This window comes from Williamsia sp. z34, from assembly GCF_059553395.1.
The window spans coordinates 157952-172626 of sequence record NZ_JCANWW010000007.1; the positions used below are offsets into that span (position 1 = coordinate 157952).

Annotated in this window: 13 protein-coding genes; 8 read left to right on the forward strand and 5 right to left on the reverse strand. The window is 65.4% G+C overall.

Annotated elements, in window-relative coordinates:
• Complete coding sequence (locus AC51GT_RS18465) at positions 1 to 741, forward strand: SDR family oxidoreductase (RefSeq protein WP_496329723.1); 741 nt, start codon at positions 1 to 3, stop codon at positions 739 to 741.
• Here the strand turns inward: AC51GT_RS18465 and AC51GT_RS18470 are convergent.
• Positions 700 to 2076 (reverse strand): cytochrome P450, encoded by a 1377-nt coding sequence (locus tag AC51GT_RS18470; protein ID WP_496329724.1) that lies wholly within the window; start codon positions 2074 to 2076, stop codon positions 700 to 702. The two genes, AC51GT_RS18465 and AC51GT_RS18470, sit on opposite strands and share 42 nt — an antisense overlap.
• Positions 2077 to 2204: 128 nt before the next feature.
• Between AC51GT_RS18470 and AC51GT_RS18475 the strand changes: the two genes are divergently transcribed.
• A complete protein-coding gene (locus AC51GT_RS18475) occupies positions 2205 to 2876 on the forward strand; it encodes a response regulator transcription factor (RefSeq protein ID WP_496329812.1) in 672 nt (223 codons plus the stop codon).
• On the opposite strand, the gene AC51GT_RS18480 is transcribed toward AC51GT_RS18475, so the two are convergent.
• Positions 2829 to 4262, reverse strand: a complete 1434-nt coding sequence (locus AC51GT_RS18480; protein ID WP_496329725.1) for a sensor histidine kinase — start codon at positions 4260 to 4262, stop codon at positions 2829 to 2831. The genes AC51GT_RS18475 and AC51GT_RS18480 overlap by 48 nt on opposite strands.
• A gap of 168 nt (positions 4263 to 4430) precedes the next feature.
• Between AC51GT_RS18480 and AC51GT_RS18485 the strand changes: the two genes are divergently transcribed.
• The 5 genes from AC51GT_RS18485 (at position 4431) to AC51GT_RS18505 (ending at position 9503) form a co-directional block, all read left to right on the forward strand.
• The gene (locus AC51GT_RS18485) at positions 4431 to 6110 is read left to right on the forward strand and encodes a thiamine pyrophosphate-binding protein (protein WP_496329726.1); all 1680 of its coding nucleotides are present in this window, start codon (positions 4431 to 4433) and stop codon (positions 6108 to 6110) included.
• Positions 6107 to 6772 carry an SRPBCC family protein gene (locus tag AC51GT_RS18490; protein WP_496326547.1) on the forward strand — a complete coding sequence of 222 codons (666 nt, stop codon included), beginning with the start codon at positions 6107 to 6109 and terminating at the stop codon, positions 6770 to 6772. The genes AC51GT_RS18485 and AC51GT_RS18490 overlap by 4 nt, the downstream gene beginning before the upstream one ends.
• The gene (locus tag AC51GT_RS18495) at positions 6769 to 7785 is read left to right on the forward strand and encodes a 3-oxoacyl-ACP synthase III family protein (RefSeq protein WP_496329727.1); all 1017 of its coding nucleotides are present in this window, start codon (positions 6769 to 6771) and stop codon (positions 7783 to 7785) included. The genes AC51GT_RS18490 and AC51GT_RS18495 overlap by 4 nt, the downstream gene beginning before the upstream one ends.
• Positions 7782 to 8786 (forward strand): pyridoxal phosphate-dependent aminotransferase, encoded by a 1005-nt coding sequence (locus AC51GT_RS18500; RefSeq protein ID WP_496329728.1) that lies wholly within the window; start codon positions 7782 to 7784, stop codon positions 8784 to 8786. Before AC51GT_RS18495 ends, AC51GT_RS18500 begins: the two co-directional genes overlap by 4 nt.
• Before the next feature lie 183 nt (positions 8787 to 8969).
• A complete protein-coding gene (locus tag AC51GT_RS18505; protein WP_496329729.1) occupies positions 8970 to 9503 on the forward strand; it encodes a hypothetical protein in 534 nt (177 codons plus the stop codon).
• A gap of 3 nt (positions 9504 to 9506) precedes the next feature.
• On the opposite strand, the gene AC51GT_RS18510 is transcribed toward AC51GT_RS18505, so the two are convergent.
• From AC51GT_RS18510 to pgi, 3 genes are all read right to left on the reverse strand, one after another.
• Positions 9507 to 10490, reverse strand: coding sequence for a mechanosensitive ion channel family protein (locus AC51GT_RS18510; RefSeq protein ID WP_496329730.1), 984 nt, complete (start codon positions 10488 to 10490; stop codon positions 9507 to 9509).
• A 62-nt stretch (positions 10491 to 10552) separates the two neighbouring features.
• Positions 10553 to 11860, reverse strand: coding sequence for a hypothetical protein (locus tag AC51GT_RS18515; protein WP_496329731.1), 1308 nt, complete (start codon positions 11858 to 11860; stop codon positions 10553 to 10555).
• Between the two features lie 59 nt (positions 11861 to 11919).
• Positions 11920 to 13602, reverse strand: coding sequence for a glucose-6-phosphate isomerase (pgi, locus tag AC51GT_RS18520; protein WP_496329732.1), 1683 nt, complete (start codon positions 13600 to 13602; stop codon positions 11920 to 11922).
• A gap of 133 nt (positions 13603 to 13735) precedes the next feature.
• Here pgi and AC51GT_RS18525 point away from each other — a divergent pair, with 133 nt between their 5' ends.
• Positions 13736 to 14674: a formylglycine-generating enzyme family protein gene (locus AC51GT_RS18525; RefSeq protein WP_496329733.1), complete on the forward strand. Its 939-nt coding sequence runs from the start codon at positions 13736 to 13738 to the stop codon at positions 14672 to 14674.
• Position 14675 lies beyond the last annotated feature (1 nt).

Genomic DNA, 14675 nt, shown 5'->3' on the forward strand with positions numbered 1-14675 from the left:
ATGAGCCGTAACAGGATATTGATCACCGGTGCCAGCTCGGGATTGGGCGAGGGTATGGCCAAAACGTATGCGGCACAGGGGCGTGCATTGGCGCTGTGCGCACGGCGGACCGAGCGGCTCGACGAGTTGAAGTCCGAGCTCGGCGGGCAGGCCTCGCAGATCGCGGTGGCCGGGCTCGATGTGACCGACGTCGACACCGTCCCGGTCGTCTTCGGTGCCCTGCGTGATGAGCTCGGCGGACTCGACCGGGTGATCGTGAACGCCGGCCTGGGCAAGGGCGCGCCGATCGGAACGGGCAAGGCCCACGCCAACCTCGAGACCGTGCGGACGAACCTGATCGGGGCGCTGGCGCAGATCGAGGCCGCGATGGAGATCTTCCGGGCGCAGAACTCCGGACATCTGGTGCTGATCAGCTCGATGAGCGCGGTACACGGACTCCCGAAGGCCCAGGCCGCGTATTCGGCGTCCAAGGCCGGACTGTCCGCACTGGGCGAGGGTCTGCAGGCGGAACTGGCCGGTTCACCCATCAAGGTCAGCGTGATCCTGCCCGGATACATCGCCACCGACATCAACGCCGGGGTGAAATCGAAGATGATGACCGACCGCGATACCGGGGTGGCGGCGCTGGTCGCGGCCATCGAGTCCGAACGCGGTCGGGCGGTGGTACCGCGCTGGCCGTGGACCGCGGTCGACCTGGCCCTACGCCATCTGCCGGCCGCGATCACCCGCCGGATGGTCTGATCGCCGTCGGCAGATCGTCGCCGGGAATCCGGTGTTCACCGTCAGTGAGCGGTCTGCGGCGGGCATCGAGAAGTCCGGTGGCACCGACCAGTCGAATTCACGCAGCATGCGGTGCATGACCGTGAGGACCTCCATCCGGGCAAAGTTCATGCCCAGGCATTTGTGCACCCCGCCGCCGAACGGCATCCACGCCATCCGATGCCTGCCGGCCTCGCGTTCGGAAACCAGGAAACGGTCGGGGTCGAAGCGGCCCGGGTCGGGCCACACGTCGTCGATGCGATGGTTCGCCCCCACCAGGACCACCACAAACGTCCCGGCCGGGATGTGGTGACCGCACAGTTCGGTGTCCTTCACGGCCGCGCGCGGCAGCACCGGGACCGGTGGTCGTAACCGGATCGCCTCTTTCATGACACGTTCCGCCAGCGGCATCGAGGCCAGGTCGTCGTAGGTGATCGTCTCCGGTAGCGCCTGCATCTCGGTCCGTACCCGATCGCGCCACGTGGGGCTCTTCGCGAGTTCGAAGGCGGTGGCCGTCAGTGCGATGGTCGCGGTGTCGTGGGCCGCGAAGATCATGAAGATCATGTGGTCGATCACCGCATCGTCACTGAGTCGATGACCGTCCACCTCCGCGCGGCACAGTTCGGACATCAGGTCGTCCCCGTCGCCGGTCCGCTTCGCGGTGACGAGGTCACCGAAGAACGTCTCGAGCCGTCGGCGGGACGACAGGCCACGACTCCACCGAAGTCCCGGTATCGGGAAGCGGACCAATGCTCCGCCGGCCTCGATCAGGTCGACACAGGCGCGGTTGAGCTCGATCGCCTCGGCACGGTCGAGTTCGACACCGGCGAACACCTCCAGGGCGATGTCCAACGTGAGGTTCTTGAACTCCGTGCGCAGGTCGACGGCAGGACCGACGGGAAGCGCCCGGATCGACCGACGCACCTTTGCCTCGACGTCCCGATGGTAGGCGGTCAGCCGGTCGGCGGTGAACGCCTCTTGCATGATCCGCCGATCCCTATGGTGCTCCTCGAAGTCCATCAGGAGGATTCCCCGCTGGAAGAATCGTCCCAGCGCAAACCCGTAGACGGGCTCCGTGGAGAACGCCTTGTGGCGGTTCAATGTCAGCTCTTCGGCGGCGGCCGGCCCCTGTGCCACCACGATGTTGTGGCGCAGGGCAGTGGTCAGCGCGATGTCGCCGTGGTCCCGGCGGAGTGAGACCGCGAGATCCGCCGGTCGGCGGACCAGTCTGACCGTGGAGACCAGCGGGAGGCTTCGGGGGCCGAGAACCGCGCGCAATCCGGAACCGGGAGGTGGCGTGGACAAGACTTTGCTCATGGTTGATCCTTTCGATCTGGGTTCTCGTGCTGATGGATGTCGATCGGTAGGTGTTCGGTGTCAACGGTCTGCATGGACCGGCCGAAGTACGCTGGAATCGCGTTGGTCAGCGCGGAGGAGGCTTGGTGGTGCGTGTTCTCGTGGTCGAGGATGACGTTCGCGCGGCCGAGACGGTCCGGCGGATGCTGGTCAGCGATGGTTGGAGCGTGGTCATCGCCCGCGACGGTGCCGAGGGGCTGTGGCAGGGCACGGAGAACGACTTCGACGTGATCGTGCTCGACATCATGCTCCCGAAGCTGAACGGCTATCAGGTCATCAAAGAATTGCGCGGCCGGCATGTGTGGACCCCCGTTCTGATGCTCTCGGCAAAGGATGGCGAGTACGACCAGGCCGAGGCGCTCGACTACGGAGCCGACGACTACCTGGTCAAACCCTTTTCTGTGGTTGTTCTCAAGGCGCGATTGCGGGCATTGTTGCGGCGGGGGGTCCGGGAGCGGCCCGCGGTCCTGTCCGCCGGGTCGCTGCGCCTCAACCCGTCCGATCATGGCGTGCATCGCGGCGACGTCCCGATCAAATTGACCCCCCGTGAGTACTCGGTGCTCGAGTTCCTCATGCGCAACAAGGGTCGGGTGGTCACCAAAACGGAGATCATGCAGGCGATCTGGGACGTGAACTACGACGGTGATGTGAACATCGTCGAGGTGTACATCCGATATCTCCGAAAACGGATCGATATCCCGTTCGGCGCCAACTCAATTCAGACGGTCCGGGGTGCCGGGTATTGTCTGGCCGACGGCTAGTGTGCCTTCTCGGCTGTCGCGAAGGGTGGGATCGTCCACCGGTGGAACCGTGGTCTCGGTTCGAATGGTCATCGCGAAGCATGCGCCGCCTCCCGGCGCCTCGGTGACGGTGATCGTCCCGCCGTGTGCGCGGGCGATCTCCATCGCGATCGGAAGTCCCAGACCCGACCCGACCTGATGGCGGCCACGATCGAGTTCGTGTCGGTAAAACCGGTCGAAGATCTTGTCCCGGACAGCTTCCGGGACACCGGGCCCATCATCGCTGACCTCGATGGTCGTGGTGGAGCGGTCGGTGTCCTTTTTCATCTTGATGGTGATCGTGGAGTTCGCGTGGTGGGCCGCGTTGTCGGTCAGATTACGGATCGCCCGCTGCAATTTGTCTGAGTCGCCGATGACCCGGATCGGTGTGACGTCGGCGACCACCTTTGCCAGGCCGAGCGACCGGAGTCGCTGGACCTCTGAACCGACGATGTCGTCGAGGTCGACCTCGTCGACCGTCAGCGGGATACCGCGTTCGTCGGCGCGGGCGAGTAGCAGCAGGTCGGCGACCATGGTGTTCATCCGCTGGGCTTCGGGCAACAGGATGGTGCGGACCGTGTCGACGTCGATCGGTGAATCGGTGTCGTCGGCCAGGTCGAGGATGCCGACCAGGGTGGTCAGTGGCGACCGCAACTCATGTGAGGCGTCGCCGACGAACTCGAGCTGGCTGGCCCGGCTCTTTTCGAGACGGTCGAGCATGGTGTTCATGGTGACCGCCAGCGTCGTCACCTCGTCGTCGGTCGAGGGCACCGGGACGCGGCGGCTCAGGTCCGAGCTGGTGATCGCCGATACCTGCTTGGTGATGCGGGTGACCGGGGCCAGGGCGCGGCCGACGAAGTAGTAGATGGCGGCTCCGGCGATCAGGATCACGATCGGGAACTCGATGGCCAGGATGGCGGCGGTATTCAGCAATGCCGATGCGTACACCTTGGTGGAGACGACCGTGATGACGCTGTAGCCGATCCCGTCGTATCGGGCACCGGTGATCTGCCCGCAGTAGTGTCCGGATCGCCCGGGTATGTCGACGTCGTCGATCCGCTGCGTCCGCCACCACCCCGGGGCCGCCGTCGAGATCGGTTCCTGGGTGGCACCTGGACTGCCGGCCACCACGACACCGTTCTGGTCGACGACCTGGATGATGTCGATACCTGTTGTGGTGAAGAGGAGATCAGGATCCACCGAGTCCAGACCTCCCTCGTTGATCTGATGCGCGATGTCATACGACCGGGTGCCGGTGGACTCGTACATCTGCCGGTCCTGGTACCGCTGCAACATGAACAACATGATGACGGCGCCGACGAACATGGCGATGGCAACGATGCAGGTCGCCACGATCGTGGAGCGCATTCGCACTCCCTGATTCCGGCGGAACATCGCGCGGACATTGCATGTCCTGGCCATCGGCAGGCCTTCCAGCTGTTGCTGCGGGTAGTCCCCAGAGTATGTCCGCCGATCGGCAGATACCAGGGGAACGCTTTCAGGAACCCTTCAGGCCGGCGGGCGCAGGGTTGGTTCATGACAGATCCACAGTCCGCGAAGGCAACGGTTGCCGACGTGATCATCCGGAGGCTCGGTGCCCTCGGTGTCGATCGGATATTCGGCGTACACGGTGCGAACATCGAAGACCTGTACGCCGCGGCACTGGCCGGCTCCGACGTCGAACCTGTTGTGGCCAAACATGAGTTCTCGGCGGGGACCATGGCCGACGGGGCCGCCCGGCTCACCGGGAAGCCGGCGGCGGTGATGACCACCTCCGGTGGCGGCGCGATGAACGTGGTTGCGGCACTGGCCGAATCCTTCGACAGCCGGGTACCGGTGCTGGCTTTGATCGGTTCGGCTCCCGCCGTACTCGAGGGTCACGGCGGCTTTCAGGACATGCTCAGTCCGCCGGACACCATCGATGCCATGTCGATCTTCTCGGCCGTGACCGGTTTGTGTCTGAAAATCGATGCGCCGCAGCAAATCCATGCGGCCCTCAACTCCGCCGAAGAAGTTCTCGCAGCCAATCTTCCGGTCGCACTGATCATCCCGAAGGACGTCCAGAGTTCCCTGGTCGTCGACCGCCCACGGCTTCGATGTGTTCCCGATCGCACCGTCGCACCGGTCGCGGAGCTGGAAGAGGTCGCCGCAACGCTGTCCGAAGCGCGCGGCGCGGTCACGGTCCTGGCCGGTGAGGAGGCGTCCCGGCAACAGCTCGGAGATGACCTGGCCGACCTGGTCACCGCGGCCGAGGGGGTCCTGGCCGCCACACCGGGTGGTCGCGACGTCCTCGATTCGGGCGTACCGACGGTGGGACTGACCGGTGTGATGGGACACCCGTCGGCAGCGGCCGCGGTCGCGAAGTCGGCCGTCCTGCTGGTGCTGGGGAGCCGCCTGAGCCTGACCGACCGGGCCGGCCTCGATACCGGCGACACCATCGTCATCCACCTCGGTGCCGAGTCGCCGACGATCGATGTGGACACCCATGTCCAGATCGCCGACCTACGGTGGGCGGTGCAGGTCATCACCAAGAACATCGACACCGGAGGGGTCCGGACGAGAAGGGTCAGGCCCGGGATCGAAGCGTTGCCGACCCCGGCGCGGGTGAGCCCCGGAGGCGCCGGGTTGCTGACGTCCATCCAGGTGATCCAGACCATCGGAGATCGGATACCGCTGGGTTCCAACGTCTTTGCCGACGCCGGTAATGTCGGCGCGGCGGCGATCCATCACCTGCCGGTGGACCGCGGCGGACGATTTGTCGTCGCGCTCGGTATGGGCGGCATGGGATACGCCTTCGGCGCCGCGATCGGCGCCGCGATGGTCACCGGTCGTCGTTCGGTGGTCCTGGCCGGAGATGGGGCATTTCTCATGCACGGCATGGAGATCCACACCGCCATCGAACACCGGTTGCCGCTGACCGTTGTCCTGTTCAACAACAATGCCCACGGAATGTGTGTGACCCGTGAACAGCTCTACTTCCCGAACACCCCGAGCGTCAATCGGTTTCGGCCCACCGACTTCGAGGCCGGACTCTCCGCGATGTTCCCCTCCCTGACCGTCGGTGGCGCCCGGTCACGTACCGAGCTGCTTGCCTGCGGCGACACCGCCTTCGACGGAGACGGCCCACATTGCCTCGTGGTGCAGACCGATCCGGACGAACTCCCACCTTTTGCCCCGTTTCTTGCCGCCCGTACAACACTCGAGGAGAACCGATGACCGTCACCCTGCCCGCGCTGGAAGACCTCGGCCACAATGCCGAAGGCCTCCCGGGTCTGCACCGGATCGAGACCCACGACCGGAAGAAGGCGACCCCGATCATCCTGGACATGCTCCGGTCGGTGTACCCCCATGACCAGGTGTTCGGTGAGTTCTGCCCGGTTCAGGCCTACGTCGATGCGCCGCCGCGCGAGCTCTTCGACTGGCTCTCCGACACCAGATCCCTGGAGGAGTGGACCTACAGCCTGCGGGGATTCACACCTACCGACGAACCGGGGCTGTGGGTCTCGCAGGACCGCCTCGGCGACGACACCAAGTGCTTCACCCGCACGGTCTCCCACGCCGACGCCATGACCGTCGACTACCACTGCGCCTGGGACCAGGGAAAACACCTGTGGATGATCTATCTGATGCGCGTGGTCGATGCGCAGGTGGTGCTGAACAAGCCGGGGTCGGTGGTGTTGTGGAACAACTGCAAACACCCGTTCTATGACGACAACGGCTATCCGGAGACGGCCCCGCCGGAGCGTCCGGTCTGGGTCGGCGACTTCTGGGACATGTTCTCCGCCGGACACCAACTCGAGATGGACAACCTCAAAGCCATTGCCGAATACCGCAATCACAACGGATTGCCGATCAAGCCAGAATGGATGAGCCGATGACACCCCCGACAGTCTCCCTGGTCGATGTCGCCAGTTACCTGCCCGAGAACCGGGTCCCGGCATCCTATTTCGCCCAGTATGCCGAATCCGATGATCTGGCAGACAACCTCATGTTCCGGGCGCCGGAGTACCGGCACCATGCGGATCCGAATGAGACCTCGGCCGAGATGATCGAACGCGCGATGTCCGGACTGCTGGACCGGCGCGGGTCCGAGGTCCTCGACGACGTCGACATCCTCATCACACACAGTCAGCTGCCGGAACTCCCGGTGGTGGGATGCGGTGGGGAGGTCTCGCAGCGACTCGGCATCAAACCGGAGTGGGTGATCGACGTCCACAACGGCGGATGCGCATCGTTCATCCACATGATGAAGATGGCCCAACAATTGATGATCGCCTCGGGTGCCCGAAAAGCGTTGATAGCCAATGCCCAGAACAGTGCCGGCCAGGTCTTCGTCCAGGATCAGGTCCGCGGCAAACCGCAGGCGTCGATTCCCGGTGACGGATCGAGTGTGGCGCTGCTGGAGATCAGCGATGACTCCCCGATCCTGGCCACCACCTGCCGGTCCTACGGCGAGTACGCCGGTGACATGACGTCGGTGGCGTACCCCCAACGAAAGTACTGGGAGGCCGGCCCGGGTCAGGTGCACATCGGATTCACCGAGACCAAGATCTCCAAGGTCCTCGCACGCGGCAATCGGCTGGTCCCGGAGGTCGCCTACGACGTTGCAGACAAGATCGGGGTCGCGACCAAAGACGTCGACTGGTTCGTCACCAATCAGCCCAACCGGATCTTCCTGCGCAACTGGCGCGACGCCCTGGAACTGCCGAAGGAGCGTCATCCGGATACGTTCGAGGAGTGCGGGAATCTGTTCGGCGTGGGTGTGCCACTGACGCTCGACACGGCGATCACCGACGGCCGCATCCAGGCCGGCGACATCGTGCTGATGGCGGCCTTCGCCCACGCCGGTGACTATGCGGCTGCCACCGCGATCCGATGGGGTGGGCGATGACCGCGCTGATCCCGTTGAACCTCAACGAAAGTCCCTATCCGCCCCTGCCCGGTGTTGCGGCAGCCCTACACGAGTGTGTCGGCAGCGCCAACCGGTATCCGGAGTTCATCCCGGACACCCTGCGTTCTCAAGTGGCCGATCACCTCGGTGTACCCGGCGACTGGGTCAGTATCGGAGCCGGCGCGACCGGCCTGGCGTACCAGGTTCTGCAGGCATTTTGTCCGCCCGGTGGTCGGATGCTCACCGCGACACCGACTTTTGACGGCTACCCGATCCTGGCGGATCTCGCTGATGTGCATGTCGACGCGGTCCCGTTGCGTGCGGACGGTGGCACGGACCTGCGGGCCATGGCGGCAGCGATCGGGGCCGGGACCAAGGTGGTGGTGCTGTGTTCGCCCCACAACCCCACCGGATCGGTCATCGATGAGCCCGCACTGCACGGCTTTCTGCGCCGCGTGCCCAAAGATGTGGTGGTGATCCTGGATCAGGCGTACTTCGAGTTCGCCGACTACACACCAGACCTGCATCTGTTGCTGCTCCATCACCCGAATGTCATTGTGCTGCGCACATTTTCCAAAGCGCACGGACTCGCTGCGCTGCGGGTCGGTTATGCGGTCGGGGGTGCGCCGCTGATCGAGAAGGTGCGCCGATTCGAAGTTCCGTTCGCCGTGGGATCGGCGGCAGCGCTTGCCGTACCTGCGGCGTTGGCAGCCACCGACGCACTACGGCAACGGGTCCGGGTTGTCCGTGACGAGCGGACCCGGTTGCGGGCCGGCTTGCAGGAGATCGGGATCACGAGCCTGGCAAGTCAGGCGAACCATGTGTTCGTACCGTCGGAACGGCCGCAGGAACTGGCCGCCGAACTGCGGTGCGGCGGTGTGGCGGCGAAGGTGTGCGCGGTGCCCGGTGCACTGCGCGGCGTGCGGATCACTGTCGGCGATCGGGCCGCCACAGATTCGGTGGTCGCGGCGTTGACCGAGGAGCAGTCGGTCAGTGCGTGAGGTGTGCATCTCTGACGTTCGACAAGTGTGAGTTCCAAAGACACTGAAATACAGTCGTTTTCGGCACGGTCGGCGGTGATTTCGGCACGGTCGGCGGTGGGGGCCGGGGCGTCGGATGGTGTACGCGGACCTGCCGACCGGATGTGGTCAACGGCCCGGGGTGGAGGACGTAGGCTGACACCCATGGCAAAAGATGATGGCGAGGTCCACGGACGCGGCGCGTTCCAGTTGTACGGATACGAGATGCAGGTCACGATGAGTGACCTCCTGTCCGACATCTTCGGTCGGGACGACATCACCTGTTACGCCGGCGATTGGCGCGGCGTTCTGTACTTCACCCTCGACAACGACCCCGCAGTCGATCCACAGCAGGTGGTCGGCTTCGATCCGTCGACCGGGGAGAGCGGAGAGCTGGCGACGCTGTCGGAGGTGATGGCGGCCGTCGACAACGGCGACATCGTCGAGGCCGTTGACGGCGCGGGGTTCGAGGCCTGGCTCGCCGAGACCGGGCACAACAGCCTGCCGATGGGGACGTGCGCTCCCACCCTCGAACTCGAATTCATCGGGGGTGCACCCGATGTGCGGGTCAGCGGGCCCCGCGACATCGTGACCCACGTCGCCCTGGCCGCGGTCATGATGGGCCGGCTGGAAGTGCTCGGCGTGGAGCCCGGCGACCCGATCCCGGACGAGCTGTTCGACGAGTCTCGCTGGAACTGAGGACTATCCGTCGTCCTGCGCCGCACCACCGGACATGGCCGAGGGGCCGAACTCCCGGACGCTGGGGTAGGGGAGCCGGATGTTGTTGGCCTCGTAGGCGGCCAGGATTTCCTTCCGGATCCGTCGCTGTAGCGCCCATTGGGCATTCGGCCGGGTCTTGAGCAGGATGCGCAGGGTGACCATGTCCGCCGAGATGTCCTGGACACCCAGCATTTCCGGAGGTCCGAGGACGTCGTCGGCGACCGACTCGTCGGCCACCACCTGCTGCGCTGCTTCGAGGGCGACCTCCTGAGCGCGTTCGAGGTCCACGTTGTGTGCCACCGGGATCTCGATCCGCGCCACGGCGTAGTCCTGGCTCATGTTGCCGACTCGGATGATCTCACCGTTGCGGACGTACCACAGGGTGCCGTCGATGTCGCGGACGGTGGTGACCCGCAGGCCCACCGATTCGACCTCGCCGATCGCCTCACCGAGGTCGACGATGTCACCGACCCCGTATTGGTCCTCGAGCAGCATGAACACGCCGGAGACGAAGTCTTTCACCAGATTTTGGGCGCCGAAGCCGATGGCGAGGCCGACGAGCCCGGCGGAGGCGAGGAACGGGGCGATGTCGACCTCGAGAACGCTCAGGCAGGTCAGTACCACCCAGACCAGGATCACGATCGAGGCCGTCGACTTGAGGACCGATCCGATGGTCTCGGCGCGCTGCTGACGTCGCTGCGCGACCTTCGGATCCCGCAGGGACCTGGGTGTCCGTTCCCGGAGGTGCCGCAACAGCGCCGGCTGTGCGTGGGGGTTGCGGGAATCCGCCGGTGGACGCCGCGTGGCCCGGTCGATCACCCGGTTCGCGACATACCGGGCGAGCAGTCCGGCAACGATGTACACGACTATGCGGATCGGGTTCTCGATGAGCCAAAGTCGGTTGGTCTCAGTCCATTCGAACGCGGAGTACGAGCTCGCCAGAGTGCTCAGGGGTTGGGCAGTCATTCAACTGACCGTACGTACTTTGTGTCATCTGTCCAAACGCCGCGATGCAAAGTCGGGGTCGATCACCAATAGGTCGCTGCCAGTTCCCAGTGTCCGAGAGCCTTGTCGATCAATTCATGTAGGTCGTCACTGGTTGCTACTGCCGGGTCGGGGATCGCCAGGGCGATGGTGATCACCCCATCCGACGTCGCCGCCCAGCCGGACACGGACGTCCGCGTCGTCCGCGTGGCCTGGGCGGTCAGTCTCGGATGTACGGAGCGGGCCGCGATCACCTGGCCGCGATGACCGGCCAGCATCGACAGGATGCCGTCGAGCCGACCGAGGTTGGAGGCCAGACCATCTCGCGAGCCAGGGTCGGGTACGAGGGCATGCGCGGCGCGGTGTCCGATGACCTGCAACAGTTCGGCGGGCATGCCCGCCGGCGGTCCCATCCCGGACTCGGCGCCGGCTGCGGCGTAACCGGCTCGGGCCCGCCGGCGTAGCAGGGGCAGGTCATGGCATTCGTCGATCGAGCTGACGGCGATCGCGGCGGCCGCCAAAGAGTTTGCCTCGCCGCCGCTCTGGGCAACCGGTATCGAGAGATCAACGGGGCCCGAACCCCGGATCTGCAGTACGAGTTCGCCGATCAGCGACGTGAACAGGGTATTCGGCGTGCCACCGTGCTGCGTGGCGGTCGCGGTCCAGGCGGCGGCATCCACGGAGAAGATGGCTGTCGGCTCTCGCCACTGCGGTGACCCGAAGGCCTTGGAAGGCCCAGCGGGAGGGCGTTTGGCGGCAGCGAACAGCTCGGCGCGGTGCTCTCGATCCCGGCAGCCCTTCCAGAGACTTCGCGCGACGCCGCCGACCACGATCCGGAGCTGCGAGGCCGCGTCCCGGAGATCATCGACGAGCCCGGGTGACGACGGGGACCCGGTCGTCCCGGAAAGCTGCTGTGCGGCGGCGGTGCTTTGGTCCGCGGCGATCCCGGCGGCCACCACCAGTGATCGCGCGTCGGCGACCACGTGCGAGCAGACCAGCGAGACGATGCTGCCGCCGGTCTCGAGCCGGGCGACCGACAACTCCCACACCGGACCCGAACCGATGTCGAGATCGGTGTTCCCGCGCTCGTCGGCCCAGGCGGTGATGGTCCCCGGAGCCAGGGGTCCGGGCTCTTCGTAGATCGGTGCCACCTCGGCGTCGGGGACAAAGGCGTTGCGGGCGGGCCAGATCCGCGGCCGGACGACCCGCCGGTTCAGTGGTCCGATCGCCAAGGCGCGACGGGCCGGCTCGAGGTCGGCCGCGGTCAGAACCGCCTCGAAACGCCAGAGTCCTTGCATGTAGAGGGGAAGGCCCAGGCCCTGATGGGTCCGCCAGAAGATGTCATCTGGCACACCGAGTCGCTCGCTCCGGACCCCGGGGCGGGTGGTATCGCCGGACCTTCCCCTGCGTTTCATGCGTTGCGGCCGCGATGTGTTCGATACCAGCGCAGTAGCGAATCGGTGGACGAATCATCCTGGGTCCGCGGCGAATCGGCTTCGGTGATCGTCTTCAACAGCTCGGAGGCCTGGGTCTTCCCGAGTTGGACACCCCACTGATCGAAACTGTTGATGCCCCAGATGGCACCTTCGACGAACACCTGGTGTTCGTAGAGTGCGATCAGTTGCCCGACAACCGACGGGGTGAGCTTGGGCGCCAGGATCGATGTGGTCGGACGGTTGCCCGGCATCACCTTGTGTGCGACCACATGTGGGTCGACACCCTCGGCGGCGACCTCGTCCGCGGTCTTGCCGAACGCCAGCACCTTGGTCTGTGCGAAGAAGTTGCTCATCAGCAGGTCATGCATGCTTCCGGTGCCATCGGCGGTCGGCAGATCGTCTGTGGGCTCGGCAAAGCCGATGAAATCGGCCGGGATCATCCTGGTGCCCTGGTGCAGCAGCTGATAGAAAGCGTGCTGTCCATTGGTACCGGGCTCGCCCCAGAAGATCTCACCGGTGTTGGTGGTCACGTGATGGCCTTCGATGTCGACCGATTTGCCGTTCGATTCCATCGTCAGCTGCTGCAGATAGGCGGGAAAGCGCGCCAGGTCGTTGGAGTAGGGCAGGACCGCCCGCGATGAGGTGTCCCAGAAGTTGGAGTACCACAACCCGATCAGGCCCAGGATCACCGGCGCGTTCTGATGCAGTGGCGCGGTGAGGAAGTGGTGATCGACGATGTTGAATCCGTGGAGGAACTCGGCGAAGGACTTTTTGCCGATCGCCGCCATCACCGAGAGCCCGATGGCCGAATCCACCGAGTATCGGCCACCCACCCAGTCCCAGAAACCGAACATGTTGGCGGGGTCGATCCCGAATTCGGAGACCTTCTCGGCGTTGGTGCTCACTGCGACAAAGTGTTTCGCAACGGCCTCGGGGCCGGCACCCAGCTTCTGGAGCAGCCACGTCCGGGCCGCCGAGGCGTTGGTCAACGTCTCGAGGGTGGTGAACGTCTTGGACGCGACGATGAACAGCGTGGTCTCCGCGTCGAGCCCGTCGAGTGCGGCGACCAGGTCGGCGGGATCGACATTGGAGACGAACTCGCAGCGGATGTCGGTGTCGACGTAGTGGCGCAGCGCTTTGTAGACCATCACCGGGCCGAGGTCGGAACCGCCGATACCGATGTTCACCACGGTTTTGATCGGCTTGCCGGTGTGGCCCTTCCACTCCCCGGACCGCAGCTTGTCGGTGAACTCGCCCATCGCGTCCAGGACTGCGTGGACATCGGCGACCACGTCCTGGCCGTCGACCTTGAGGGTGGCATCGCGGGGGAGTCGCAGTGCGGTGTGCAGGACCGCGCGGTCCTCGGAGGTGTTGATGTGCTCGCCCCAGAACATCGCGTCGCGCTTGTCGGTGACGCCGGTCTGGCGGGCCAGATCGAGCAGCAGGTCCAGGGTCTCGCGCAGTACCCGATGCTTGGAATAGTCGATGTGCAGATCGCCGACGTCGATGGTGAGATCGCTTCCGCGAGTGGGGTCGACGGCGAAGATCTCCCGCAGATGCATCGCGTACACATGTGGCTGATGCGCAGACAGTTCCTGCCAGGGCTGTGACCCGGTCAGATCGAACTTTCGGTTTGGCTCAGTCGGAACGCTCGTCATCGTGACAGCCCCTTCATCGGTGGTGCGAATGTGCTTCTTCACTGCCGTACCTCGACCATCAGCCTAGTCAGACTGTTCATCTCGGGTGGCGGCGAGCACACCGACTCGATCAAGCGGCCTAGCATCGGGTTCCATGAGCTGCTGCACACCTGCCTCCGGGTCGGGTCAGGACGATGCGACACCGGCGATCGAGGCCACCGGCATTCACCGCGTCCCGCAGGTGGCGATCACGGCCGGCGATTTCGTGATGGGCGACCACACCGGCGACGGGTTCGCCGCCGACGGCGAACTGCCGTTGCACGAGGTGTCGGTGAGTGCGTTCACGATGGACACACACCCGGTCACCACCGCGGACTTCGCGGAGTTCGCGGGGCAGACCGGTTATCTGACGGTCGCCGAGCAACAGGGTTTCTCGGCGGTGTTCCACCTGCTCGTCGCGCCGGGAGGCGAGGTGATCGATCGCTACCCCGATGCGCCGTGGTGGCTCGCCGTGGCAGGCGCGAACTGGCGTGCGCCGTTCGGGAATGGCTCGGGTGTCGACGGCCTCGATGATCATCCTGCGGTGCACATCAGTTGGGTTGATGCCCAGGCCTATTGCCAGTGGTCCGGCCGCGGCCTGCCCACCGAGGCGCAATGGGAGTACGCGGCCCGTGGGGGCCTGGCCGGTGCCCGATATCCCTGGGGTGATGAGTTGATGGCGGACGACGGCAGCTGGTTGTGCAACATCTGGCAGGGGGATTTTCCCGACCGCAACACGGCGGACGACGGATACCTCGGGACGGCGCCGGTGCGCAGCTATGTGCCCAACGGATTCGGGTTGTGGCAGATGGCGGGCAACGTCTGGGAGTGGTGCGCCGACCGCTTCGATCCGCGGTACTACCGCAACGCCGACCACCAGGACCCGCAAGGACCGCCACGGGGCCGGTCGCGGGTTCTGCGGGGCGGCTCCTACCTGTGCCACGACTCGTACTGCAACCGGTACCGGAACTCCGCCCGCTCACACAACACGCCGGTCTCCTCGATGGGCAACGCCGGTTTTCGCACGGTCGGCGCGCCCGCGGAAGGTACCTGAC

What these genes read in the sequence shown, in the direction of transcription:
- AC51GT_RS18465 (WP_496329723.1), top strand. Translation starts at nt 1, where the DNA reads ATGAGCCGTAACAGGATATTGATCACCGGTGCCAGCTCGGGATTGGGC.
- AC51GT_RS18470 (WP_496329724.1), bottom strand. Translation starts at nt 2,076, where the DNA reads ATGAGCAAAGTCTTGTCCACGCCACCTCCCGGTTCCGGATTGCGCGCG.
- AC51GT_RS18480 (WP_496329725.1), bottom strand. Translation starts at nt 4,262, where the DNA reads ATGCGCTCCACGATCGTGGCGACCTGCATCGTTGCCATCGCCATGTTC.
- AC51GT_RS18485 (WP_496329726.1), top strand. Translation starts at nt 4,431, where the DNA reads ATGACAGATCCACAGTCCGCGAAGGCAACGGTTGCCGACGTGATCATC.
- AC51GT_RS18490 (WP_496326547.1), top strand. Translation starts at nt 6,107, where the DNA reads ATGACCGTCACCCTGCCCGCGCTGGAAGACCTCGGCCACAATGCCGAA.
- AC51GT_RS18495 (WP_496329727.1), top strand. Translation starts at nt 6,769, where the DNA reads ATGACACCCCCGACAGTCTCCCTGGTCGATGTCGCCAGTTACCTGCCC.
- AC51GT_RS18500 (WP_496329728.1), top strand. Translation starts at nt 7,782, where the DNA reads ATGACCGCGCTGATCCCGTTGAACCTCAACGAAAGTCCCTATCCGCCC.
- AC51GT_RS18505 (WP_496329729.1), top strand. Translation starts at nt 8,970, where the DNA reads ATGGCAAAAGATGATGGCGAGGTCCACGGACGCGGCGCGTTCCAGTTG.
- AC51GT_RS18510 (WP_496329730.1), bottom strand. Translation starts at nt 10,490, where the DNA reads ATGACTGCCCAACCCCTGAGCACTCTGGCGAGCTCGTACTCCGCGTTC.
- pgi (WP_496329732.1), bottom strand. Translation starts at nt 13,602, where the DNA reads ATGACGAGCGTTCCGACTGAGCCAAACCGAAAGTTCGATCTGACCGGG.
- AC51GT_RS18525 (WP_496329733.1), top strand. Translation starts at nt 13,736, where the DNA reads ATGAGCTGCTGCACACCTGCCTCCGGGTCGGGTCAGGACGATGCGACA.